Genomic DNA, 22,954 nt, shown 5'->3' on the forward strand with positions numbered 1-22,954 from the left:
TGGAGTGACTTGTCACCCAACTGCGCAACTGCGAATGCACGGCAATCGGTAAGCGCCACGCACCTCGACTAGAAAGAGGAACTCCCGCTAGTTTCCACCAACACGAGTTCGGAGTCTTCCAGAGCGGCTATCTCGCTTGCCGCCACGTTCGTAATTGCCACGCCGTCTAGCGGGCCTACCCTCTCGCCGTCGATTTCGATACAGCCCGACGCCACGACGAGATATGCGCAACCTTCTACGAGGAAGCCCTGCCTGACACGCTCGCCTGCCTTGAGCGTAGCGCCGGAGAGGCGCGCGTCGGCGCGAATGGGAAGCGCGCCTTCATCTTCGGCAAAGCCGCTGGCGAGCACGACGAAACGACCGGAGCGATCGCTCTTCGGAAACGCCCGGGTATCCCAGCGCGGTTCGCCACCCGCCTTGCGCGGCAACAGCCACACTTGATAGAGCTTGAGCGGGACATCGCCCTGGTTGTACTCGGCGTGCCGTATGCCTGTACCCGTGCTCATGACCTGCACGTCGCCAGCGCGAATCGTCCCTTCGGAACCAATGGTGTCGCGATGCCCAAGAACGCCCTCGCGGACGTAAGTGACGATCTCCATGTCCCGGTGCCCATGCATCGGGAAACCGCCGCCAACCGCAATCTCGTCATCGTTCCACACGATCAGAGGCCCCAACGCCGCATGCGCCGGATTGCCTCCGGCATTCACAGCGAAATGGTATTTGGCGCGCAACCAGCCATAATCGGCCCCGTCGAGCGCGGCCCAACGTCTATGTACAAGCATTTCCGCTTCCTTCAGTAAATTGAAGCTGCCGACCGTCGTGAACGACGGCTCAGCCACGGATCAATGCTATATCGGCAAACATGGGCGCGAAATGTCCGGGCACACAAAGCAACGTTGCCTGCAGTAGAACGATGGCGAACGCCGGGGAAGCATGCTTACCACGCAAATCAATCAGGCATCCGAAATAATATATTCGCTCGGCATTCGGGAGCCCCCCGGCAGACCCGGCTTCGCCGAAGTTGAGGTCCGCCGTGATCCTTCTCGCTACCGCTGACGCACGGATCAGTCGACGACCGTTTCGCCCTGCGCCATCTGGAAAAGATTCGCTTCGATCTGGTGCACGACCTTCCAGAACACTTTCATGTCTCTCTGCGAAATGCCGTCGAGTGACGCCGAAATCATTTCAGTGAGTTCGGGAAGCAATTCGTCGACCAGGCGTTTGCCTTCGGGCTGCAGCCTGATGAAATGCTTTCGCCGGTCGTTGGGATCGCGCACTCTTTGCACGAGACCGCGCTTTTCCAGATTGTCGAGCGCCGGAACCGCGGTCGTCGACGCAATGCCGACGCGCTTGCTCAGTTCAAGCTGATTCACCTCGCCGCGCTCGGCCAGCACGCGAAGGTAGTACCAGTAAGCGATAGGCAGCCCTTCCCGGTCGAGGATCTTTTGCGCCTTTGCGTCATAGAGCCGGTGAACCGTTCGCGCCATCCACGGAACGGTCCTGCCTCGATCGTCGAACACATCCGATGACCGTTCTGCCGGCGCCTCAGCAGGCGTTGGAGCAGCCTTGGCGGCTTTCACTGCGGACGAATTTGTCTTGGCCATTCACTTGTTCCTCGGCGCGTGGTCGAGCCAGCGGCCAGAGATCCGGGCGGCGCAAGACGCGTGACAGTTGCGCAGGCCGGCCAATTCCAGAGGTCGCTGATCTCGACTTTCTCACCACATATTATTCGATATGGGTCGAATTCGCCTGGAACTATCTCGTTGAAAACGATCCATTGTCACACGAAATCATACAACACTCTTTCGCGAGACCGGAATCCGCGCGGATCAGGAGCCGACAATGCTGGAAGCCTCCTCTTGCGCCTGGCCTTGCGTGCGCGTGCGCACGAGCGCGCCGGCCAGCGCAGCGGCAAATAACGCCGCAATGGCCCCCACCAGAAACGCCAGGTGATACCCGCCGTTAAGCGCGGCAGCGGCATCGGCTCCCGCCGTGGCCAGTTCATCGGTGCGTGCCGCCGCAAGGCTCGCGAGGATCGCCAGACCCAGTGCCCCGCCCATCATGAACGACGTGTTCACCACCCCCGATGCGAGGCCCGACTCGTCCGGCGCGACATCGCTCATGGCGGCCAGCAGCACGGGGTTGAAGGCCACGCCTGCCCCCAGGCCCATCAGCACCATGCCTGGCAACACGTCCAGCGCATAGCTGCCCCCAACCGGCGCACGCGCGAACAGCGCGAGGCCGGCCGCCGCCAGCAGCAAGCCGAGCGTGAGCGGCGCGCGAATGCCGAAGCGCATGACCAGTCTTGCCGAAAGACCGAGCGAGAACGCCGCCATGATGACGTTGGCCGGCAGGAAGGCCAGCCCCACCTGCATGGCGTTGTAGTTCAGCAAGCGCTGCATGTAGAGCGCCGAGATGAAGAACCACGCGAACAGCGCCGCCGCCCACAGCACGCCCACCACATTCGCCGTGGCCACGTTGCGCAGCGCGAACATGTGTAGCGGCATGAGCGGATGCGACACACGCGATTCGATGACGAGAAATGCGATCAGGAGCGCGATGGCAATTCCCAGCTGGACGAGCGTTTGCGCGGACGTCCAGCCAGCTTCGTTGCCATGCACGACGGCGTACACCGCCAGCATGAGCGACGCGGTCACGGCGATCGCGCCCGCCACATCCAGCCGGGCGCGATCCGCGAGGGGCTTGCCTGCCGGCAGCAGCGCCACGCAGCCGGCATACACCGCCACGCCAATCGGCAAGTTGACGAGGAAGATCCAGTGCCAGTTCAGCGCGCTCGTCAAGACGCCGCCCAGCAACACGCCGATGCTGCCGCCGCCGCCGCCCACGAACCCGTAAATGCCCATCGCCTTTGCGCGGTCCGCCGGCGAGGTGAACAAACTCATGATGAGCGAGAGCGACACGGCCGAGACCACTGCGCCGCCCAGGCCTTGAACCGCGCGCGCCGCGATCAGCAGCGCTTGCGAATTCGCGAGCCCACAGGCCGCCGAAGCCAGCGTGAAAACCGTGATACCGAGCAGGAACAGGCGCCGATGACCGAACAGGTCGCCAAGCCGCCCGCCTAGCAGCAGAAAGCCGCCGAAGGTCAGCATATAGGCATTGACGACCCACACGAGGGAGGTCTCGGTGAACCTCAGATCCGCGCGGATGGACGGCAGTGCAACGTTCACGATGGTCGTGTCCAGCACGATCATCAGCACGCCGAGGCACAGCACCATGAGGGCAAGCCAGCGTTTGCGTTCGTCGATTCCATGCGTCATGTCACGGCCCCTGGAAATGACGGTCATCATACGCTCCGGTCAAATGCAATCGGTGAACGGCCGGCGTTAGCTCACGCCGCAAGAGCAGCGGTTTCCTTCCTCGCCGAATCCATCGCCCCGTTGCGCGCCACGTCACCCATCGCCACACCCTCCGCACGAATGAACGTGATATCCGTGATGCCCAGAAATCCGAAAGCCACCTTTAAATAGCTTTCCTGATGATCGAACGCAGCAGCGGGCGACCCATCGCTGTAAATGCCGCCGCGCGACGAGGCGATGACGAGTTTCTTGCCGCCGCACAGTCCGACCGGTCCCTGGTCTCCATAGCGGAACGTCTGCCCGGCAACGGAGATCCGGTCGATCCAGGCCTTCAGCTGAGAAGGCACGCCGAGGTTGTACATGGGTGCGCCGATCACCACTAGATCGGCGGCGAGGAACGCCTCGAGCGCGGCCTGGCCCATGGCGACGTCGAACTTCACCGCGTCATCGACCGGCGCGCCTTGCGCGGCCGCGAGGTGGGCCGCCGTAAGATGGCCGATCGGCGTGGCGGCCAGGTCGAGGCGCGTGACAGTCAAGTCAGGATGAATAGTGCGCAACGTCGCGACGACATTCGCCGACAGTTCGCGGCTGACCGAACCTTGACCGAGGATGCTGGAATCTACGTGTAGCAGCTTCATGAAATTTTCCTTGAGACGTTGGGGTGCCGCCCACGCGGGCAATCAACACGAATCCCAAGTATGGGATCGAAAAAAGCTCTACACTAGTCGGCAGAATCGGATTGCATTCGTCCATTTATGGAGCAATGGCATGCTCGACCTGAATGACCTCGCGTTGTTCGTGGAAGTGGTCCGCGCGGGCAGCTTTTCCGAGGCAGCGCGGCGCCTGCGCATGCCGGCCAATACGCTGAGCCGGCGCATCGACCAGCTCGAAGGACAACTAAGTACTCGTTTGCTGCATCGTTCGACACGCAAGCTCACGCTCAGCACGGAAGGTCAAACGCTGTTCGAGCGCTATGCGCCGGCGATCGATCAAATTCTCGAAATCGGGCGGTTCCATGGAAATGAGCAAACGCCCTCCGGCTCGGTTCGCGTCACGGCTATGGCCGGCCTGTTCGAAATCTTCCGCATTGAATGGCTGGCCGAGTTCTACGCGCGCTATCCGAACATCAGCATTGAGTTCCTGCTGGACGATACGCCGTCCGACCTGGTCGCCGAGCGTATCGACCTGGCCTTGCGCATGGGCATCGAGACGGGAACCGGCTTCAGGGTGCGCAGGCTGGCGCCCGGTGAAATGATCCTCGCGGCAAGTCCGGCCTATCTCGCACGGCGCGCTGCGCCGCGTACGCTGCGTGAACTCGCCGAACACGACTGCCTGACGATATCGAATCGCCAGGGTCGCAACAGCTGGCGCCTGGAGGGTCCGCGCGGCATTCAGGACGTGTCGATCAAAAGCCGGTTCGCAGTCAACGACATGCGAGTGCTGACGCAGGCGTGTGTCGCCGGTCTTGGTATTGCGCAACTGCCGCAGTTGATCGTCGACTCGATCATTGCAGAGGGGAAACTGGTGCGCGTGCTGCCGACCTGGCGGCGATCGAGCAGCGAACTCGGCCTGCAACTCGTGTACACGAGCCGCCCGCCCGTGCCGCCCGCGGTAGCGGTCTTCGCCGAATATCTTGTGGAGAAACTCGGCGATGCGATGTCACTGCCCTCACACAGCCGTGCGAGCCGATAACATTGGTATCGTAAGTCTGTTTGCCATTGCGGGTCGGGGTGCGCCGCGATCCTGTTAGCGATAAAACCCGAAGGGGTCGAGAACGATGCCGAGACACAATCCAACACTGCACCGCAGTCAGAAAGCGCCCATGACCCGGGCGCGGCGACGCCTCTTTTTCATCGGCGTGGTCGTTCTGCTAGCAGCGTTTGGCTGGCTCATGGCGATCATCGTCCAACCGGCGTTTCAGCGCACCATCGTCATGACGAGTGGCGCGGACGGCGGCATCTATCGTGGATTTGCGGATCGCTATGCGCCCATCCTGAAGCGCGCGGGTATCAAGCTCGTTATTCGCAGTTCCTCGGGCTCGGTGGAAAATTATGAGCGTTTGAGGGACCCGAATAGCGCCTACGAAGTCGGCTTCATTCAGTCGGGCACCACCAGCCCGAAGGAAACCGACAATCTGCAGACGATCGCGGCCGTCTCGTACGAACCGATCTGGGTGTTCTATCGCGGCGACGCCACGGTCGACCGGCTGTCACAACTGCGCGGAAAGAAGATTTCGATGGGCGTGCCCGGCAGTGGCCTGCTCAACGTTGCGCAGGGATTGCTCGGCTATAGCGGCATCACGAGCCAGAACTCCACACTGCTGCAAATGGACGCGCTTGCCGCTTATCAGGGGCTCGAAAGCGGCCAGATCGACGCGGCTTTTTTCATCGGCAGACCCGACTCCGACATGCAGAAGACATTGCTGAACAGCAACCTGAAGTTGATGAGTTTCGCGCAGGCCGATGCACTGGCACAGAAGTTCCCATCGCTTTCGAAGATCGTCTTGCCGCGCGCGTCGGCGAGTGTCGCCGACGATCTGCCGCGCAGCGACGTGACACTGCTCGCGGCAACCGCACTGCTCGTATCGAAAGACACGATGCATCCGGCTCTCGTCTATCTGCTGCTCGACGCGGCCCACGCCGTTCACGGCGGCGAGGATTATTTCACACCGCTCGGCACGTTTCCCAATCTGAAAACGGAAGAATTTCCAATCTCAGACGAAAGCGCGCGCTACTTCAAGTCCGGACAGCCGTTCCTGTACCGCTATCTGCCGTTCTGGCTTGCGAGTCTGATTGAGCGGCGGCTGTTGATCCTCGTGCCGTTCGCCGCGCTTCTCATCGGTTTGATTCAGGCATTACCACGCCTCATCGAAGCACGGATGAAAAAGCGCTTCATCGTCTGGTATCGCGAGATCAAGGCACTGGAAGACGAGGTGTGGAACAGCCGCGAGCCAACCCATTCACAAATCGCACAATGGCGTGACGAGATTGAAAACATCGACGCGAATGCGAGCCAGATACGGATTCCGTATCGCTATTTTCAGGACGTCTACGCGCTCAAGCAGGCAATTGGTGTCGTGCGGGACAGAATCGCTGATGCTGCGCAGCGAGCGAAGGCATAGCGATCTCTGTCGTTCGTCTGAGCGTCACATCGGCCGCGCGCACGCGCCGTTTTCAGCCTGCGTATCGGCTAACGCAGCGCCCTTCGTAAAATCTTACCCACCGTCGACTTGGGGAGAGCTTGCCTGAACTCGAACTGGCGCGGCACCTTGTAGCTCGTTAGATTCTCGCGACACCACGTTTGCAGCGCGTCGGCAGTCAATCGCGAGTTCCGGGCGACGACGAACACTTTCAAGGCTTCACCGGTCTTCGCGTCCTGCACGCCGATACACGCGCACTCGCTAACGTCGGGATGGCTCGCGACCACTTTCTCGATCTCGTTAGGATAGACATTGAAGCCGGACACGAGAACCAAGTCCTTCTTCCGGTCTACGATGGTGACATAGCCTTGCGCGTCCATTACCGCGATGTCGCCGGTGCGAACGAAACCGTCTGGCGTAAAGGACGATTGGGTTTCTTCCGCGCGGTTCCAGTATCCACCCATCACCTGCGGGCCCTTCACGACGATTTCGCCGGGCGTCCCAGCCTTCACTTCATGCCCCTCGTCGTCGAGCAATTTCACTTCGGTAGACGACACAGGTACCCCGACTGTTTGCTCGCGACCGGTCACGCCAACCGGCGTCATGCAGACGGTAGGCGACGCCTCAGTCAGCCCGTATCCGCCTGAAAGCGCACACCCGGTCAACTTGCGCCATTTTTCCGCAACGACCGGCTGGACGGCTGCGCCCGCGCCACACGTATACGCGAGGCCTTCGAAATCGAGTTTTCCAAAAGGCTCGAAATCCATCAACGCGTTGAACAGCGTGTTGACACCTACGAAAAACGAAAAGCGATGCTTACGCCACTGCTCGACAAGGGTAGAAAGATCGCGCGGGTCGGGAATGAGAACGTTCTTCCAGCCACGCGCAGCCGAGAGCAGACAGTTACCGGTCAACGCCATGATGTGATACATCGGCAGCACGGTCACGACGCAAACGTCCGCGCCATCCAATGCGGGCCGCAACCACGCCGACAACTGCAGAACATTCGCCATGACGTTCCGGTGAGTCAAGACGGCGGCCTTCGGATTTCCCGTTGTCCCGCCTGTGTACTGAAGAAATGCAATGGCATCGGGTGACACCGGCGACTGCGCCCTCGAGCGATGACGTCCAGCTTCGAGCGCTGCGATGAAGGTCGTTTGCGCCGCCTCTGCATTTCCGTGCGTTCGCGGCGGAGCGCTTCGCAGGGGCGGGAGCTTGGCAAGCTCATCTGGCGTCGCCAGAATCAATCGGCAATTCAACTCGCTTGCTGCCGCACGGGCCACCGCTTCCGCGCCCTCCCACGCGATGAGGATCGTCGCTCCGCTGTCTTCCAGGTGAAAACGAACTTCCCGCTCGGTGTAGTGCGGATTCAGGTTGACCACAACCATGCCCGCGCTGAGCACTCCGAATAGCGCCAGGGAATATTGCGCAACATTGGGCATCATGAGCGCGACGCGGCTGCCACGCGGCAGACGTTCGATGACCTGCAGGTAGGCCGCGAACGCTTCGCTCAACTCGGCCATCGTGGCGAAATCGAGTTCGACATCTGCGCAACATAGTGCTGTTCGGGCGGGATATGCCGCGGCCGTTCTGGTCAGGAAATCCGCTATCGATCCGTAGTCCTCAAGTTCGATATCGGCAGGCACACCGATTGGATACTGCTCAAGCCATTTCCGTTGCACGCTCGCCTCCTTCTCATGTTCCGTGATCTGTGCCGATTCAGTGTGCCTGGCTACGCAATGCTTCCTTGACGAAATCGAGTCGGTCTTGCCCGAAGAACATCTCCTCGCCCACGAACATCGTCGGCGCGCCAAAGAGACCTCGTGCAACGGCCGCCTCGGTTTCCCGCTTCAACCGCTCCTTCACTGCGGGATCCTCTGCGAACTGGAACAGGAGTGCGCTATCGAGATCGGCACCCTCGAGAACGGCGTGCACGGTGGGAAGGTCAGCCATGTTGCGGGGGTGTTCCCACATCGCACGAAACACCGTGCTGACATAGCGCTGGAACAGTGGCTCGTCATGCGTCTGCGCACCGGTTGCGGCGCGCATGAGCATCAGCGTGTTGATCGGAAAATGCGGATTATGGGTGTACTGGACGCCATAGCGCCGGGCAAAGCGCGCGAGATCGATCTGCATCCATGCGCCTTTTGCAGGTATGGCCGCCGGCGACGCATTGTTCGTTGCCTTGTGAATGCCGCCCAGCAGGACTGGCTTATACACAAGCTCGGCGCCGCTTTGAGCAGCAATGGCCGGCAGTTGCGTCCAGGCGAGATAGCTCGCCGGGCTTCCGAAGTCAAAGTAGAACTCTACTGTTTTCACCATCTCTCCCCCTGACACCCTTTGCGGACCCTGATGCAATGCGTATCGGACGCCCCGTAAAGGTCTTTGATAAATGATCGTTAACTGAACGAAGGTTATGCTATTCTGATTTGATATCCTGACTAGACCTTGACCATGCGCTATTCAAGCTCGCACAAAGAGGAAACGCGCCGCAAACTTATCGAAAGCAGCCGCGCCATTGCGAAGGAAGGCGGTTTTGCTTCCACGGGTATCGATGCGCTGATGGCGTCGATCGGGCTGACAGGCGCCGCGTTCTACAATCATTTTCCTTCCAAGCAGGCGCTCTTCGACGCCCTCGTAGGCGAGGAGGCGTCCAACAGCGCCGATCTGCTAGCGGTAGACGACAGCGCACCCGAAGCGGATCTAGGCAAACGCCTGAGAAGCTACCTGAGCACGTACCACGTTCTGCATCCTGAATCGGGTTGTGCGCTACCCGCGATCGGCCCGGAAATCGCTCGAGGCACGCCCACCGCGCGCGCGGAAGTCGAAAAGGCGCTCAAGCGAATCCAGAAAAGCTGGAGTGCTCACCTCGACGACAAGGACACCGCCTGGGCAGTCATGGCGCAATGTGTCGGCGCCCTTCTGCTTGCGCGCACCGTGGAAAGCGAGCGCACAAGGCGCGACATCCTCGCGTCCAGCCGGCGGCTGCTGGGTGAAGCGCTCGACATCGATACCCTGAAGTAGCCCTCGCATTTCGGCAGCGCTTTCGGCAGTCCGCGCTTACCAACGCTCCATGTAGGGGCGCAGATCCAGCTCGAACGTCCAGGCGTCGCGGGGCTGCTGGTGCAAATACCAGTAGTTCTCGGCGATGTGTTCCGGATTCAGGATGCCGTCCTTTTCCTTCAGGGCGTAGCGCTCAGGGAAGTTCGTGCGAATAAAGTCGGTGTCGATGGCGCCGTCGACAATAATGTGGGCGACGTGAACGTTACGCGGCCCCAGTTCGCGGGCCATGCTTTGCGCTAGCGCCCGAAGCGCATGCTTGGCGCCCGCAAATGCGCCGAAATCTGCCGCGCCCCTAACGCTTGCCGTCGCGCCCGTAAAGAGAATCGTCCCGCGCCCTCGCGCAACCATCCGCTTCGCTACCTCGCGGCCGTTCAGGAATGCGCTAAAACAGGCCATCTCCCAGATCTTGAAGTACTTGCGCGCCGTCTCTTCGAGAATGCTGCAAGGCACGTTTGCGCCAATGTTGAACACCATGGCCTCGATCGGACCGTGCTCGGCTTCGACACGCTCGATCAATGCGATGACATCCTCTTCCTTACGCGCGTCGCTTCCGTACCCGTAGGCCTCACCGCCGGCCTCGCGAATACGTGCAACCAGCGGCTCCAGCTTGTCTGCCGAGCGGCGGCTCACACAGGCGATGTAACCCTCGCGGGCGAATCGCGACGCGATCGCTCCCCCGGTGGCATCTCCTGCCCCAATCACGAGCACGACTTTGGGTTGTACTTTATCGGACTGCATGCCGCCTCCTGTTATCGAACGATCGTTTAGTTAACGTACGTTAATTAAACGATCGAGTGTTGTCAACCAGGGTTTTGGCTTCAGCGGCGTGAACGTTCTTTGAGGATGGTGCGTAGAAAAGCGGAGCTCAGTCAGTCTCGCTCTTTTGCCAGGTCAAGAGAATATGCTGCTTTGCGGTGGTCAGGGTTGCCACGTGCTCGTTCAGTTGCTCGCGAATCCGTTCGGTCGGGCCGCCAATCGAGAGTCCGTACAGGTCGCCGCCGAAATCGAGGGCAACGGCAACCGCCGAAAGTTCAGGCGCACTCTCTCCGATGTTCGCATACCAGCCGCGCTCATGCGCGGCGTTGACCTGATCGATGAACGTGGCGAGATCGGTGACAGTCGCACCGGTGAACCGCTCGAACTGAAGCTTTGCGAAAAGCGCATCGCGCGCCGGCGCGTCGAGTTCGCCGCAAATCACCTTGCCGATCGAGTTCGCATGCAACGGGCGCAGCGAGCCGGGTGCGCATGCGTAGCGTACTGCCTTCTCCGATTCGACCACGTCGAGATAGACGACCTGCGTGCCATGGATCTTGCCAAGCACGACGGTTTCGCCTGTTGCGTCGCGCAACTCGACAAGGCGGGGGTGCAACATCTGGACCACAGGATCGACGGCATTGATCGCGTTGGCGAGCAGTTGCAAACGCCGCGTGGGATAGTAGCCGCCGCGCTTGCGTACCTCGTACAGATAGCCGCGGCTCACAAGCGTGCGGGCAAGCGCGAGGCAACTCGATGCGGGCACCTCCAGCAGCCGCGCCATTTCGGCGAGCGCCAATGGTCTTTGTTCGGCGGCGAAGAGTTCGAACAGGTCGAGCGTGCGGGCAACGAGTTTGACGTCCATGGGTCGGGCAGTGGGTCGCAAGGCGGCGCGCGCGCCCCTTGCGGTGGTCAGTAAGACTTCGGCAGCCCGAGCACCTTTTCCGCAATGAAGCACATGATCATTTGCGGGCTGACGGGCGCGAGCCTTGGAATCATACACTCCCTCAGATAGCGTTCGACGTGGTATTCCTTCGCATAACCCATGCCGCCCAGCGTAGCAATGGCCGTCTGGCACGCCTGAAACGCCGCTTCGGCAGCCAGGTATTTTCCGGCGTTGGCTTCGGCGCCGCACGGCTCGCCCGCGTCGTACAGCGTGGCCGCTTTCATCACCATCAGGTTCGCGGCTTCGAGCGCCATCCACGCCTGCGCGAGCGGATGCTGGATAGCCTGGTTCTGCCCAATGGGACGTCCGAACACGACACGGTCTTTCGCGTACTGCGTTGCGTGGCGCAGCGCCGCCTGGCCGAGCCCCACCGCCTCCGAGGCGATCAGGATGCGCTCCGGATTCAGGCCATGCAGCAAATAGTGAAAGCCCTTGCCCTCCTCCCCAATGCGTTCTTCCATCGGCACGCGCAGGCCGTCGATGAAGAGCATGTTCGAATCGACGGCCTTGCGGCCCATCTTCTCGATCTCGCGGACTTCGACTCGCGTGCGGTCCAGGTCGGTATAGAAAAGACTCAGGCCATCGGTAGGCTTCGCCACCTGGTCCAGCGGCGTCGTGCGCGCGATGATGAGCATCTTGTTCGCGACCTGCGCCGTCGAAATCCAGATCTTGCGGCCGGTGAGCACATAGTGATCGCCGTCGCGCACGGCCTGGGTTTTCAGGTGCGTCGTGTCGAGGCCGGCGTCGGGTTCGGTCACGGCGAAACAAGCCTTGTCGCGGCCCTCGATGAGCGGCGGCAGGAATCGCTGCTTCTGCGCCTCGCTGCCGAACACCTGCACCGGATTGAGTCCGAAGATGTTCATATGCACAGCCGACGCGCCCGAGAGCCCCGCACCGGAAGCACTGATCGTGCGCATCATCAGCGCCGCCTCGGTCATGCCGAGCCCGGAACCGCCGTAGTCCGGCGACATCGCAATGCCAAGCCAGCCCGCATCGGCGAGTGCCCGGTGAAAATCGTGCGGAAAGCCGCCTTCGCGGTCGCGTTCGAGCCAGTAGCCGTCGTCGAAACGTTCGCAAATCTTTTCAATTGCAGCGACGATCGACTGCTGGTCTTCATTGAGGTTGAAATTCATACGGACTTCCTCTCAAGGCATAAACAAAAGCGGTATTAGAGCGGGAACACACCGACCAGCACCGCGGTGAACACCATCAGCACCGTGGCGGCAAACAGGAAGGGAATCGTGAACTTCTGATGCTCGGCAAGTTCCACACCCGTCAGGCCAACAATCAGGAACGTTGCCGGCGTGAGCGGGCTAACGGGGAAGCCGGTCGTCATCTGCCCGAGGAGCGCCGCCTGTGCCATCTGCACGGTTGGTACGCCTAGCAGTTCCCCGCTTTTCGCCAAAACAGGCAGGATACCGAAGTAAAACGAATCGGGATCGAAAAGCAAACTGAGCGGCATGGAAACGAGTCCCAGCGTGAATGGCATATGGCGCGCGTGATCGGCCGGCACATGGCGCACAACCACTTCAGCCATGGCATTGAGCATGCCGGTTCCGGTCATGATGCCGGTGAAAGCACCCGCAGCCAGCAGCACGCTCGCCATCATCAGGGCGGCCTTCGCATGGGCGTTGACCCGTTCACGCTGCTGGTTCACATCGGGGTAATTGATGACGAGCGCCAGCACAGTGCCGATCATGAACATGACCATGGGATCGACGATGCCCGACACCAGCGTCACGAGCACGACGAGCGTCAGCACGAGATTGATCCAGAAGCGCTGAGGCCGGCGCAGCGCCAGTTCCTCAGGCGTAAGCACGCGTGGAGTGGCGGCAATGCTGGCCGCATGCTCGCGCGTGAGACCGAGGCGTCTTTCCTCGCGCTTTCCGAGCACGTATGCCGTGCCAAACACGAAAACCAGGCCAACAATCTGCACGGGAATCATCGGATAGAAGATGACGGTGCCCGGAATATGCAGGGCCGCGGAAGCGCGCAGCATGGGTCCAACCCAAGGGAGAAAGTTGACGCCCGCCGCCATCGAGGCGACGCACGCGAGAATGCGACGGTCGAGCCCGAGGCGGGTATAGAGCGGCATCATCGCGGGCAGCGTGACAAGGAACGTGACCGCGCCCGAACCATCGAGGTGAATCAGCAGTGCAAGCAGTGCCGAGCCCATGACAATTCGCGGCGGATGACAACCCACCACGCGCAATACACCATTGATAATCGGGTCGAGCATTCCCGCATCAGTAAGGATACCGAAGAAAAGTATCGCAAATACGAACATTCCCGCAACCGGGCCGATGTTCTGCACCCCGTGGACGATGAACTTCGCCGTGGAAAGGCCGAATCCCGCAGCGAGCGCGGCGACGATGGGCACGGCGATCAGCGCGACGAGCGGCGAAAGACGCTTCGTGATGATCAGCGTGAAGAGAGCGATGATCGCGAGCGTGCCGATTAGCGCGAGCATGATCGAGTCCCCGTGTGCGCCCTGCTTCCTGCCTGGTTGCCAGGTGTCATTGCTGTCTCCTGCGCGGCGTTTCGTATGCCGCTGTCGTGGTGCGATTGGATAGCTTGTCGATGTGACGGCTATTGCTCGCGCGATGGGTCGCCGAAAACCTGTGCCGCATGTTCGTCGAGCGCCGGTGGCGCGCTTCGGTAGGTGGCCGGCGTGCGGGCGAGCTTGATTGGCGACGCGATCCCGCGGTAGGACCCCATCTCGACCTTCATCGCGCGATGGTCGACGTGGGGATGCGCGAGCGCCGCACCCACGCCCAGTACCGGTGCACATGGCACGCCGTGGCGCACAAGCATGTCAGCAAGCTGTGGACCATCCCAGCGGACGAAACATTGCTCGAGTTCCGCGCGCAAGTCGTTGCGGTGCTGGCTGCGCAAGCGATTGTCGGTAAAGCGCGGATCGTCGGCGAGGTGTTGCGCATCGATCAGCCTGCAAAGTGATGCGAACTGTGTGTTGTTGCCGACCGCGAGAAAGATGTCGCCGTTGCCGGTATGGAACATGTCGTACGGCGTGATGTTCGGATGCGCGTTACCGGTGCGCTGCGGTTCCTTGCCCGAGTAGAAGTAGTTGGGCGTGTGCGGGTGGAGGATCGAGAGCGCGCAATCGAACAGCGTCGACTCGACGAACTGGCCTCGCCCGCTTACCTCGCGCTCGCGCAACGCCATCAGAACGCCAAGGGCCGCATTGAGTCCCGTCACGAGATCGACGATCGGCACGCCGATGCGCAGCGGCGCGCCACCTGCCTCCCCGTTGACGCTCATGAGACCGGTCATCGCCTGGATCGCCGCGTCATAGCCGGGCAAGGCGCCGAGCGGGCCGTCCGCGCCGAAGCCAGACACGCGGCAATGCACGAGCCGCGGAAAGCGCGCGGCCAGCACGGTGTCGTAACCGAGCCCCCATCGCTCGAGCGTGCCGACCTTGAAGTTCTCCACCAGTACGTCAGCCGTTTCGAGCAGCGCGAGCAAGCGTTCGCGCTCCGCCGGCTGCGTGAGATCCAGCACGACGCCCAGCTTGTTGCGATTGACGCCCTGGAAGTACGAAGCTGTCTCGCCGTCGAACGGCGGCCCCCAGCCGCGTGTTTCGTCGCCGCCAGGCGGCTCGACCTTGATGACTTCCGCGCCGTGGTCGGCAAGAATCTGCGTGCAGTAGGGGCCGCCGAGAACACGGGACAGATCTACGACGCGCAAGCCGTGCAGCGATCCAGCGATTGGAGTTGATGGTTTGTTCATTTTGATCTGTAGTACTGACTGATAAGAACCGAAAACGCAAAAATCACCACGGCGACGCGGCCGGAAAGTGCACCTCCAACAGATATCTGATGTTGGAGAGCCTTCAAGTCGTCCCGTATCGGCTCGACATGAGTGCGTCACCATAAATTCACCTGCGTGAATTAATATTCACACACAGGAATACATGAGGTCAAGCGGGATCCCCCAAAGCCACCCCAGGAATGTCCCTGGTGTTGGACGGCCAACTCCGCCTGTCAAGGTGACACGTCCCGGCAGCGTCAAGCGTTGAAAGGGCGCTGAATCCTGCGAACGCCCCGCCGCCGGGACACTCCAAGCTTCGTGCCCATGGCGCTCTGAACGCAGGCCCAGCCCTTGATTTCCAGTGAGATTCGTATGAGCAAAGCGATCGACTACCTCAACCCCGCCCTTCCTCGGGGCCTGCGGCGCGTGGCGATGCCCGTGGTCGACGCGACTCCGGCAACGCTGCATGGCTACGGCAAACTGGTGGACGATCCGGACACATGCCACGTGGAAATCGTGCAATGGCCCGCTGTGGGATCAAGGCCGATCGACCCGGGAACCGGTGACGAAGCGGGTACGACCGAGGGCACGTTCGTCAGCGAATGGCGCGGTGACATTCTCTACGGTCGAAACGAAGCGGTAAGCGGCAACTACGTTCTCGCATACGCAACGGAGCCAGGCGACGCACGTGAAGACAGCGCGACTACACCGGAACGCATGTTAATTTGGCATGCGAACTATCACCCGGACGGCGGCCAACTGTTTTTCCCGCTCGATCGTCACCCGTTCTACGTTCCGCTGGCATTGCCCGGCGACGATATCACGCCACAGAAGTTCGTCTGCTTCCGTTTCGACGGGCAGCAGGGTCTCTATATTCACCCCAACATCTGGCATGAAGGCGTGTTCACACTGGAAGGGTCGCAGCGATTCTTTGACAAACAAGGCGCTGTCCATGCGCGCGTCTCGGTCGAATTCGCGTCCGAATTTGGTTGTTTGCTCGAAGCGGCCATTACGCGTGGCTAGCGACCATAGACGCTTCTGAGCGCCGTGAGATCAGCGCCCTTGCTGGCCGCCGCTATCCTTGCGCGGCGGCTCGCTCTTGCGCGCGCCGTACGGCGTCGGCAATCTGCTGCGCGACCCCACGCGTGTCCCAATACACCTGTGCCTGGTACATGCGGTCACCGCGTACGTTGAAGCGATCAACGCCCTGCCATTCGAGCGACTCTCCCGCGACGCTTGCATGCGCTCGCCATTCGACCAGCACCGCGTCGCCGGTCGGCGCCCAGCGGATCACCTCGACTTTGAGATCGGGTAGCTGTTGCAGGACCTGCCGGAAATGCTCGACCACGCCTTCGCAATTAGCGGGGACCGACATTGGCGGAATCAGGTTCTGCGTATCCGGATGCATCAGGTCGCGCAACTCCTCCGCAACTGGGCGCCGCCAGCGTTGCGCGAAACGGCGCACGATGTCTTGCGCCGCGTGCAACTGCAGGTCCGTGGGGGGAACGTACTTCGCTTCGGTGTGGCTGGAATCCGTCATGGACTGACCTCGTGAGGGTTGATCTGCACCATAAACGTGACTACATACACGATGATTTTCACATACATCGTGTATGTATACTACGATGCGTCTGTGAAAAGTCAACCTTCCTGGTCTCATGGCAGAAACATTCAAGACCCGTCGTGCCGAATATGCGGACGCAACACGCGAAGCGCTGCTTGATGCCGCGCGCGAACTGTTCACGTCGCACGGTTATCAGCAGATCAGTCTCGAGGCGATCGCGCAAAAGGCCCGCGTGACGCGCGGCGCTTTCTATCACCATTTTTCTGGGAAGACGGACCTGCTCGATGCGCTCGTCGTCGCGCTGCAGGCCGATGCCGCGGCGCGCGTACGCGCCGCCTCCGCCGCTGCGCAGGCGTCGCAGCGGGTCGGCGCGGGCATCGCTGCGTTCCTCGATGTGTGCTCGGAGTCGACCTACCGGCACCTCGTGCTCGAAACGGCAACCGCGGTGCTGGGCTCGGACCGCTGCCGCGAAATAGAGGAAGCGAGCACGTTCGGTCTGTTGAGCGCAGCGCTGCAAGCGCAGGCAGCGCGCGGCAGCGCTGCGGCGAAGAACGTGCCGCTCGCGGCGCGGATGATCGGCCGCATGATCTGCGAGTCGGCACTGCTCATCGATAGCGCAGAAGACGAAAAGGCCTTCAAGGCCGACGTGCAGCGTATCGTCAAGCACACGTGGGACGCAGTAACGGCGGGCCCTCGTACGAAGGCGTGACGTATTAAGCTGATGATTTCGTCTTTAGGCCCATACAGATATTCCGCTAGTGACTCGCGGCACCAGGCGACGCTGCCTTTCTTTCGGCATTCTGAATATCATTGGGGTAATTCGCGTCGTTTGCTGTGGCCGGGTTGTATCCGTTCTGTTCGAGTTTCTTCAATTCCGCGTTCTTTCGTGCCCTAGCTTCCTTGCGTGCTTCTTTGCGCTGCGCTTTCGTCATGCTGGCGGGGTTCGAAGCGTCGGGCGCGCTCGTTTGCGCACCGGCTATTCCCGGTACAAGCGCGATGGAAAGGGCGGTCACCGCAGCGACCATCAAGGAATGAGACTTGGCCATCGTCACTCTCCCGTGAAAAGAGGGGATCCATTCTGAGGCAATCCGCGAAAGCGCACGCTGCGCTCCCGAACCGCCGGAACTCCTATCCTGCCACTCCGCGCACATTAGCGTCGGCCCACTGCCGCGCGAACATTGCGCGCAACCCAGCTCGAGTGGTCGCACAACGAAACGCCCAACGTTAGCCAGCGATCGAGTTTCGTTCGGACTGACATGATGTTCCCACCGGCCTCTTCCCGCGCTTCTGTCAAAGCCTTCGAGCAGCGGTAAGCCGGGACAGCAATCGTCGTACCGCACATCGCGCGAGCGAGGTGGCGCTGATCTCCACCAGCATATGCATGCAGCCGAGGCGATGACCTGGCTTGGACAGGGTGGCCACGCAAGTTGCGCTCGATCCTGGATACAGCACGCTTGGTGCTTTTACCGCGATGTTTCGGAGATTGTTCGGTGAGTCGCCACAGCAATCTATGGCGCCGAGCAGCGAGTGATTGCGGCCGCTGAGGTAGTTGCGACGAGAATTGACCGAAATTGATAGGCATGCCTATCGATCTCTGATCGAACGGAAGGCAGAACGCCCAGGATCCGGCGAGAGAAGAGAAATGGTGGGCCGGGTGGGGTTCGAACCCACGACGTCCTTTCGGAGGCGGATTATGAGTCCGCTGCCTGCAACCAACACGGCGTCCGGCCCACGAAGCTACGAAGCGTAGCGAGAACAAAAGAACGGCAATGCGTCAACAAAAAAGCCCGGTCTACCCAAAGGCCGGGCTTTTCGATGACAGGCCGACATACTACACGAAAGCGAGCCGACCTGGCCATCGTGCACGCGACTTCCGTGCATTAAACGCTAATCAAGCTCAATTTCCTTCAAGGAACGACTTGAGCTTGTCCGAGCGGCTCGGGTGGCGCAGCTTGCGCAGCGCCTTCGCTTCGATCTGGCGAATCCGCTCGCGCGTCACGTCGAACTGCTTGCCCACTTCTTCGAGCGTGTGATCGGTACTCATCTCGATACCGAAGCGCATGCGCAGCACCTTCGCTTCGCGCGGCGTGAGCGAGTCGAGCACGTCCTTCACCACATCGCGCATCGAGGCATGCAGCGCGGCATCGGCCGGCGCCACCGTGTTGTTGTCCTCGATGAAGTCGCCCAGATGCGAATCGTCGTCGTCGCCGATCGGCGTTTCCATGGAGATCGGCTCCTTCGCGATCTTCATGATCTTGCGGATCTTGTCCTCCGGCATTTCCATCTTCTCGGCGAGCGTTGCCGGATCCGGCTCGAGACCGGTCTCCTGCAGGATCTGCCGCGAAATACGGTTCATCTTGTTGATCGTCTCGATCATGTGAACCGGAATGCGGATCGTGCGCGCCTGGTCCGCAATCGAGCGCGTGATGGCCTGACGGATCCACCACGTCGCGTAAGTCGAGAACTTGTAGCCGCGGCGATATTCGAACTTGTCCACCGCCTTCATCAGGCCGATGTTGCCTTCCTGGATCAGGTCGAGGAACTGCAGGCCGCGGTTCGTGTACTTCTTCGCGATCGAGATCACGAGACGCAGGTTGGCCTCGGTCATCTCGCGCTTCGCCTGGCGCGCCTTGAGTTCGCCGGCCGCCATCTGACGGTTGGTTTCCTTCAGGTCCTTGAGCGGCAGCACCACGCGCGCCTGCAGATCGAGCAGGCGCTGCTGCTGTTCGCGAATGGCCGGAATGTTGCGCGAGAGAATGCCGCTATACGCATGGCTCTCGCCAACGATCTTCTCCGACCACTCGAGGTCGGTTTCGTTGCCCGGAAAACGCGCGATGAACTCCGAGCGCGGCATGCCGCACTTGTCCACGACCGTGTGAAGAATCTGGCGTTCGACCTGGCGCACTTCGTCCACCTGCGCGCGCAGCGTGTCGCACAGACGCTCGACGGTACGCGCCGTGAAGCGGATCGACATCAGCTCGTTCTGGATGGTTTCCTGCGCCTTGAGATAGGACTTCGACTTGTAGCCCTCCTTCTCGAACGCGCGGCGCATCTTGTCGAACCATTCGCTGATGAGGGCGAATTTTTCGAGCGAGGCACGCTTGAGGGCTTCGAGCTGCGCCGCGTTGGCCGTCGCCTGCGCCGCGCCGTCGTCCTCTTCCTCCTCCTCTTCTTCTTCCTCTTCGGCTTCTTCCTCTTCGTCCTCGTTCTCGATCTCTTCCGCTTCCTTGGCGTTGAAGCCGTCGGTGTCTTCGGCGTTGGGATCGATCAGGCCGTCGACGAGTTCGTCCACGCGAATCTCGTCGTTCGCCACGCGCTCGGCCATGGCGAGGATGTCGGCAATCGTGGTCGGGCAAGCGGAGATCGCCATGACCATGTGCTTGAGGCCGTCTTCAATGCGCTTGGCGATTTCGATTTCGCCTTCGCGCGTGAGGAGCTCGACCGTGCCCATTTCGCGCATGTACATACGCACCGGGTCAGTCGTGCGGCCAAATTCGGAGTCGACGGTGGAGAGCGCGACTTCTGCCTCCTCTTCCACTTCGTCGTCCGATGAAGCATTCGGCGCGTTGTCGTTGAGCAGCAGCGTTTCCGCGTCGGGGGCCTGCTCATAGACAGCCACGCCCATGTCGTTGAACGTGCTGATGATGCCTTCGATCGCCTCGGTTTCCGTGAAGTTGTCCGGAAGGTGATCGTTGATTTCCGCATAGGTGAGGAAGCCGCGCTCCTTGCCGAGCTTGATGAGCGCACGCAGCTTCGTGCGGCGCTCCTCGAGCTCCTCGACGGTGCCGGGCTGCGACGACGCGAACGCGTCTTTCAGCAGCGCCTTCTCCTTCGCTCGCCGGTCGCGCGCACGGGTGGTCTTTTCGACCTTGCCTGCGGCGGGGGTGCTGTCTTCGCTCTGGTTTGCGTCGTCATCGACGGGTACTTCATTCAGCTTTTTCGTCATGGAGTTCGCCGTACCGGCTAGTGTCTCGACTCGCGGCTGCTGGACAACAGCCTCGTGAACCGTGGATGCTTGAGCCTCGCGCTCTGCCGCATCGTCCTCGACGGCAGGCACTTCCCTTGCACTTCTCGAACCGGACCGCTTCGTTGCCGGCTGCGTAACGGCTTTCGCCGCACGTGCAGGCGCTGCTCGCGCAGCCGAAACAGTCATCGACCTCTTCCGGGTAGCCGGTTCAGAACGGTTGGTGGACTCACTGCCCGACGACCGGGCGGAAGAACTGGCAACTGCGGCCTCTGTGACCTTGCTGGTCGGCTCCGTCGAGCCCTTGCCGGTTGCCTTTTTTCCGCCTGTAGTCTTTGCCATTGCCATTCCGCCCCTTGCTGGAAAACTGAACATTCATGGGTTACCCCAACCCATTATGTCCGCCCGGAAAAAACAAAAACAAACCGCTGAAAACCTGTTATTTTACCACGCAGGGCAATAATCCCCCTGTGCGGTCCTTCCCTTACAAACCGAGCTGACGCTTCATGTCAGCCCGCGTCTGATTCAGTGACATCAATTCGGCAAGTTCCTCAGGCGTATGTCGCGACTGCCGCGAAAGCGCGTCCAGCCGCTCGCAACAGGCGTCGTACCGCATCTTCAGGATTGCCGCCGTCAATTCTTCGCTCACGAGCCTCTCCTGCTCGCGGCGCTCCTCTAGCGCAGCGCCATCTTCCGGATTTTTCATCAGCAAATCCCGAACGTTTTCATCATAGTCCAGAATTTCGCGAAAAATCTCCTCGAAGGTTGGAGCATTGGCCCCATTTCTCAGCAGGTCCGACAGCAGCTGAAATTCCGCCGCGTCACCCAGTGCCCGCGCGTGAGTGGTCACTTCCTCGAACAACTCGCCGTGGCGCGTCAGTCCAATCAGCGCCTTTTCGGCCTCTTCGTCGAGCTGCGACGCGATACGCGGGTGCATCACGAGGTTGCGCAGCGCCTTGCGCTCGATACCGGTCACAAGGTGCCGGTCCTTGCGTGCCGGCGCCTGGCGCGCCGCCTGGGCGATGCGCGCGTCGACTTCGCACAGCGCGGCCACTTCCTCGAACGGCAGGTCCAGGCGGTCCGCGAACATGTGCATGATCTGCGCCCGCAGGGCATTCGCCGGCAGCGCCTGCAACAGCGGTTTCGCGTCGAACAGCGCCCGGGCACGCCCTTCCGGCTGGTCCAGTTCCTTGTCCGCCAGGACCTCGTTGAGCATGAACTGGGACAGCGGCATGGCCCGCTCGACCTGCTCCGAGAACGCCTCGGCGCCAAATTCGCGCACGTAGCTGTCCGGGTCGTGCTCCTGCGGCAGGAACAGGAAGCGGATCGTGCGGTTGTCGGCCGCGTGCGGCAGGCACGCGTCGAGCGCGCGCCGCGCGGCGCGGCGGCCCGCCGAGTCGCCGTCGAAGCTGAAGATCACCGTGTCGGTCTGCCGCATGAGCTTCTGCACGTGGATCGGCGTGCACGCGGTGCCGAGCGTCGCCACGGCGTTCTGGAAACCCAGCTGCGCAAGCGCGACGACGTCCATGTACCCCTCCACCACCAGAACATAGCGCTGTTCCCGGATCGCGAGGCGCGCCTCGAACAACCCGTACAGCTCGCTGCCCTTGTTAAATAGCGGCGTTTCCGGGGAATTCAAATACTTGGGCTCGCCGCCATCCAGCACGCGGCCGCCAAATCCTATGACCTGCCCCTTCACGTTGCGGATCGGGAACATCACACGGTCGCGGAAGCGGTCGTACCGGCGCGACTGGCCTTGCGCGTCCTGCTTTTCGCTGACGATGACGAGGCCTGACTCCACGAGCGCGTCGTCGCGATAGTTGGTAAACGCAGATTCGAGGTTCTGCCATCCATCCGGCGCGTAGCCGAGGCCAAAACGCGCGGCGATTTCGCCCGTGAGGCCGCGCTTCTTGAGGTACTGAATGGCGTTGGTCGCGCTGCGCAGCTGCTTGCGGTAGTAGTCGCACGCGGTCTGCATGACATCGGAAAGCGCGGTGGACACGGCCTTCGAGACAGCCGGCGCATAGCCGCCGGCCGCACCAGCCCCGCCGCCGCGCAGGGGCGAAGGCTCTTGCGGCACGGTCAGGCCGACCGACTGGGCGAGTTGTTCGACGGCCTCGGGGAACGTCAGGCCCGCGTGCTCCATGAGGAAGCCGATGGCGGTACCGTGCGCCCCGCAGCCGAAGCAGTGATAGAACTGTTTGGTTGGACTAACTGTGAACGAAGGGCTTTTCTCGTTGTGGAACGGACACAAGCCCATGAAGTTCGCGCCGCCCTTCTTGAGCTGCACGTAGCGACCCACCACGTCGACGATATCGACGCGGTTCAGCAGGTCTTGCAGGAACGAATGCGGAATCATCGAAGCGAACGCGCTTGGGCAACCAGGGCTCGCGCGGCCCGAATACATCACGTACGGGCCTCGCGGCGTCGCCCCTGGGCC

Annotated in this window: 21 protein-coding genes and 1 tRNA gene; 6 read left to right on the top strand and 16 right to left on the bottom strand. The window is 61.4% G+C overall.

Annotated elements, in window-relative coordinates; translation table 11 throughout:
* Positions 1 to 68 precede the first annotated feature (68 nt).
* The 4 genes from U5A52_RS02580 to U5A52_RS02595 all read right to left on the bottom strand — a co-directional run bounded on the left by U5A52_RS02580 (position 69) and on the right by U5A52_RS02595 (position 3,955).
* Positions 69 to 782: a pirin family protein gene (locus U5A52_RS02580; RefSeq protein ID WP_321909848.1), complete on the bottom strand. Its 714-nt coding sequence runs from the start codon at positions 780 to 782 to the stop codon at positions 69 to 71.
* 282 nt (positions 783 to 1,064) lie between these two features.
* Positions 1,065 to 1,487: a MarR family transcriptional regulator gene (locus tag U5A52_RS02585; RefSeq protein ID WP_321909664.1), complete on the bottom strand. Its 423-nt coding sequence runs from the start codon at positions 1,485 to 1,487 to the stop codon at positions 1,065 to 1,067.
* Positions 1,488 to 1,829: 342 nt separating this feature from the next.
* Positions 1,830 to 3,278: a DHA2 family efflux MFS transporter permease subunit gene (locus tag U5A52_RS02590; protein ID WP_321909665.1), complete on the bottom strand. Its 1,449-nt coding sequence runs from the start codon at positions 3,276 to 3,278 to the stop codon at positions 1,830 to 1,832.
* 71 nt (positions 3,279 to 3,349) lie between these two features.
* Positions 3,350 to 3,955: an FMN-dependent NADH-azoreductase gene (locus U5A52_RS02595; protein WP_321909666.1), complete on the bottom strand. Its 606-nt coding sequence runs from the start codon at positions 3,953 to 3,955 to the stop codon at positions 3,350 to 3,352.
* A gap of 130 nt (positions 3,956 to 4,085) precedes the next feature.
* Between U5A52_RS02595 and U5A52_RS02600 the strand changes: the two genes are divergently transcribed.
* Both U5A52_RS02600 and U5A52_RS02605 read left to right on the top strand, forming a co-directional pair.
* On the top strand, positions 4,086 to 5,009 hold the full coding sequence (locus U5A52_RS02600) for a LysR family transcriptional regulator (RefSeq protein WP_321934163.1): 924 nt from the start codon (positions 4,086 to 4,088) through the stop codon (positions 5,007 to 5,009).
* A 130-nt stretch (positions 5,010 to 5,139) separates the two neighbouring features.
* Positions 5,140 to 6,438 (top strand): TAXI family TRAP transporter solute-binding subunit, encoded by a 1,299-nt coding sequence (locus U5A52_RS02605; RefSeq protein ID WP_321933795.1) that lies wholly within the window; start codon positions 5,140 to 5,142, stop codon positions 6,436 to 6,438.
* A gap of 68 nt (positions 6,439 to 6,506) precedes the next feature.
* Here U5A52_RS02605 and U5A52_RS02610 read toward each other — a convergent pair whose 3' ends face one another.
* A complete protein-coding gene (locus U5A52_RS02610; protein ID WP_321933797.1) occupies positions 6,507 to 8,138 on the bottom strand; it encodes an AMP-binding protein in 1,632 nt (543 codons plus the stop codon).
* A 37-nt stretch (positions 8,139 to 8,175) separates the two neighbouring features.
* Positions 8,176 to 8,778, bottom strand: a complete 603-nt coding sequence (locus U5A52_RS02615; RefSeq protein ID WP_321934164.1) for a 2-hydroxychromene-2-carboxylate isomerase — start codon at positions 8,776 to 8,778, stop codon at positions 8,176 to 8,178.
* Positions 8,779 to 8,910: 132 nt separating this feature from the next.
* Here U5A52_RS02615 and U5A52_RS02620 point away from each other — a divergent pair, with 132 nt between their 5' ends.
* On the top strand, positions 8,911 to 9,480 hold the full coding sequence (locus U5A52_RS02620; RefSeq protein WP_321909670.1) for a TetR/AcrR family transcriptional regulator: 570 nt from the start codon (positions 8,911 to 8,913) through the stop codon (positions 9,478 to 9,480).
* A 36-nt stretch (positions 9,481 to 9,516) separates the two neighbouring features.
* Here U5A52_RS02620 and U5A52_RS02625 read toward each other — a convergent pair whose 3' ends face one another.
* The 5 genes from U5A52_RS02625 to U5A52_RS02645 all read right to left on the bottom strand — a co-directional run bounded on the left by U5A52_RS02625 (position 9,517) and on the right by U5A52_RS02645 (position 14,965).
* Positions 9,517 to 10,257 (bottom strand): SDR family oxidoreductase, encoded by a 741-nt coding sequence (locus tag U5A52_RS02625; protein ID WP_321909671.1) that lies wholly within the window; start codon positions 10,255 to 10,257, stop codon positions 9,517 to 9,519.
* A gap of 127 nt (positions 10,258 to 10,384) precedes the next feature.
* The gene (locus tag U5A52_RS02630) at positions 10,385 to 11,137 is read right to left on the bottom strand and encodes an IclR family transcriptional regulator (protein ID WP_321933799.1); all 753 of its coding nucleotides are present in this window, start codon (positions 11,135 to 11,137) and stop codon (positions 10,385 to 10,387) included.
* Positions 11,138 to 11,184: 47 nt separating this feature from the next.
* Positions 11,185 to 12,351, bottom strand: coding sequence for an acyl-CoA dehydrogenase family protein (locus U5A52_RS02635; protein WP_321909674.1), 1,167 nt, complete (start codon positions 12,349 to 12,351; stop codon positions 11,185 to 11,187).
* Between the two features lie 35 nt (positions 12,352 to 12,386).
* A complete protein-coding gene (locus U5A52_RS02640) occupies positions 12,387 to 13,688 on the bottom strand; it encodes a citrate:proton symporter (RefSeq protein WP_321933801.1) in 1,302 nt (433 codons plus the stop codon).
* Between the two features lie 119 nt (positions 13,689 to 13,807).
* The gene (locus U5A52_RS02645; protein ID WP_321909677.1) at positions 13,808 to 14,965 is read right to left on the bottom strand and encodes a CoA transferase; all 1,158 of its coding nucleotides are present in this window, start codon (positions 14,963 to 14,965) and stop codon (positions 13,808 to 13,810) included.
* Between the two features lie 393 nt (positions 14,966 to 15,358).
* On the opposite strand from U5A52_RS02645, the gene U5A52_RS02650 reads away from it, so the two are divergent.
* Complete coding sequence (locus U5A52_RS02650) at positions 15,359 to 16,009, top strand: ureidoglycolate lyase (protein WP_321933803.1); 651 nt, start codon at positions 15,359 to 15,361, stop codon at positions 16,007 to 16,009.
* A 52-nt stretch (positions 16,010 to 16,061) separates the two neighbouring features.
* Here U5A52_RS02650 and U5A52_RS02655 read toward each other — a convergent pair whose 3' ends face one another.
* Entirely contained in the window at positions 16,062 to 16,526 is a 465-nt protein-coding gene (locus tag U5A52_RS02655; RefSeq protein WP_321909680.1) for a nuclear transport factor 2 family protein, read from the bottom strand.
* 118 nt (positions 16,527 to 16,644) lie between these two features.
* Here U5A52_RS02655 and U5A52_RS02660 point away from each other — a divergent pair, with 118 nt between their 5' ends.
* Entirely contained in the window at positions 16,645 to 17,259 is a 615-nt protein-coding gene (locus tag U5A52_RS02660; protein WP_321909681.1) for a helix-turn-helix domain-containing protein, read from the top strand.
* 46 nt (positions 17,260 to 17,305) lie between these two features.
* Here the strand turns inward: U5A52_RS02660 and U5A52_RS02665 are convergent, their stop codons facing one another.
* From U5A52_RS02665 to rpoD, 3 genes are all read right to left on the bottom strand, one after another.
* Positions 17,306 to 17,596, bottom strand: coding sequence for a hypothetical protein (locus tag U5A52_RS02665; RefSeq protein WP_415773415.1), 291 nt, complete (start codon positions 17,594 to 17,596; stop codon positions 17,306 to 17,308).
* Positions 17,597 to 18,193: 597 nt separating this feature from the next.
* Positions 18,194 to 18,281, bottom strand: a tRNA-Ile gene (locus tag U5A52_RS02670).
* A gap of 166 nt (positions 18,282 to 18,447) precedes the next feature.
* Positions 18,448 to 20,856: an RNA polymerase sigma factor RpoD gene (rpoD, locus tag U5A52_RS02675; RefSeq protein ID WP_321909683.1), complete on the bottom strand. Its 2,409-nt coding sequence runs from the start codon at positions 20,854 to 20,856 to the stop codon at positions 18,448 to 18,450.
* Here rpoD and U5A52_RS02680 point away from each other — a divergent pair.
* The gene (locus U5A52_RS02680; protein WP_321909865.1) at positions 20,738 to 20,977 is read left to right on the top strand and encodes a hypothetical protein; all 240 of its coding nucleotides are present in this window, start codon (positions 20,738 to 20,740) and stop codon (positions 20,975 to 20,977) included. The two genes, rpoD and U5A52_RS02680, sit on opposite strands and share 119 nt — an antisense overlap.
* Positions 20,978 to 20,998: 21 nt before the next feature.
* Here U5A52_RS02680 and dnaG read toward each other — a convergent pair whose 3' ends face one another.
* The gene (gene dnaG, locus U5A52_RS02685) at positions 20,999 to 22,873 is read right to left on the bottom strand and encodes a DNA primase (protein WP_321933805.1); all 1,875 of its coding nucleotides are present in this window, start codon (positions 22,871 to 22,873) and stop codon (positions 20,999 to 21,001) included.
* Between the last annotated feature and the right edge of the window lie 81 nt (positions 22,874 to 22,954).

The organism is Paraburkholderia sp. J8-2, from assembly GCF_905220195.1.
Classification (GTDB): Bacteria; Pseudomonadota; Gammaproteobacteria; order Burkholderiales; family Burkholderiaceae; genus Paraburkholderia.

What these genes read in the sequence shown, in the direction of transcription:
- U5A52_RS02580 (WP_321909848.1), bottom strand. Translation starts at nt 782, where the DNA reads ATGCTTGTACATAGACGTTGGGCCGCGCTCGACGGGGCCGATTATGGC.
- U5A52_RS02585 (WP_321909664.1), bottom strand. Translation starts at nt 1,487, where the DNA reads ATGGCGCGAACGGTTCACCGGCTCTATGACGCAAAGGCGCAAAAGATC.
- U5A52_RS02590 (WP_321909665.1), bottom strand. Translation starts at nt 3,278, where the DNA reads ATGACGCATGGAATCGACGAACGCAAACGCTGGCTTGCCCTCATGGTG.
- U5A52_RS02595 (WP_321909666.1), bottom strand. Translation starts at nt 3,955, where the DNA reads ATGAAGCTGCTACACGTAGATTCCAGCATCCTCGGTCAAGGTTCGGTC.
- U5A52_RS02600 (WP_321934163.1), top strand. Translation starts at nt 4,086, where the DNA reads ATGCTCGACCTGAATGACCTCGCGTTGTTCGTGGAAGTGGTCCGCGCG.
- U5A52_RS02605 (WP_321933795.1), top strand. Translation starts at nt 5,140, where the DNA reads ATGACCCGGGCGCGGCGACGCCTCTTTTTCATCGGCGTGGTCGTTCTG.
- U5A52_RS02615 (WP_321934164.1), bottom strand. Translation starts at nt 8,778, where the DNA reads ATGGTGAAAACAGTAGAGTTCTACTTTGACTTCGGAAGCCCGGCGAGC.
- U5A52_RS02620 (WP_321909670.1), top strand. Translation starts at nt 8,911, where the DNA reads ATGCGCTATTCAAGCTCGCACAAAGAGGAAACGCGCCGCAAACTTATC.
- U5A52_RS02625 (WP_321909671.1), bottom strand. Translation starts at nt 10,257, where the DNA reads ATGCAGTCCGATAAAGTACAACCCAAAGTCGTGCTCGTGATTGGGGCA.
- U5A52_RS02630 (WP_321933799.1), bottom strand. Translation starts at nt 11,137, where the DNA reads ATGGACGTCAAACTCGTTGCCCGCACGCTCGACCTGTTCGAACTCTTC.
- U5A52_RS02635 (WP_321909674.1), bottom strand. Translation starts at nt 12,351, where the DNA reads ATGAATTTCAACCTCAATGAAGACCAGCAGTCGATCGTCGCTGCAATT.
- U5A52_RS02640 (WP_321933801.1), bottom strand. Translation starts at nt 13,688, where the DNA reads ATGCTCGCGCTAATCGGCACGCTCGCGATCATCGCTCTCTTCACGCTG.
- U5A52_RS02645 (WP_321909677.1), bottom strand. Translation starts at nt 14,965, where the DNA reads ATGAACAAACCATCAACTCCAATCGCTGGATCGCTGCACGGCTTGCGC.
- U5A52_RS02650 (WP_321933803.1), top strand. Translation starts at nt 15,359, where the DNA reads ATGAGCAAAGCGATCGACTACCTCAACCCCGCCCTTCCTCGGGGCCTG.
- U5A52_RS02655 (WP_321909680.1), bottom strand. Translation starts at nt 16,526, where the DNA reads ATGACGGATTCCAGCCACACCGAAGCGAAGTACGTTCCCCCCACGGAC.
- U5A52_RS02660 (WP_321909681.1), top strand. Translation starts at nt 16,645, where the DNA reads ATGGCAGAAACATTCAAGACCCGTCGTGCCGAATATGCGGACGCAACA.
- U5A52_RS02665 (WP_415773415.1), bottom strand. Translation starts at nt 17,596, where the DNA reads ATGGCCAAGTCTCATTCCTTGATGGTCGCTGCGGTGACCGCCCTTTCC.
- rpoD (WP_321909683.1), bottom strand. Translation starts at nt 20,856, where the DNA reads ATGGCAAAGACTACAGGCGGAAAAAAGGCAACCGGCAAGGGCTCGACG.
- dnaG (WP_321933805.1), bottom strand. Translation starts at nt 22,873, where the DNA reads ATGATTCCGCATTCGTTCCTGCAAGACCTGCTGAACCGCGTCGATATC.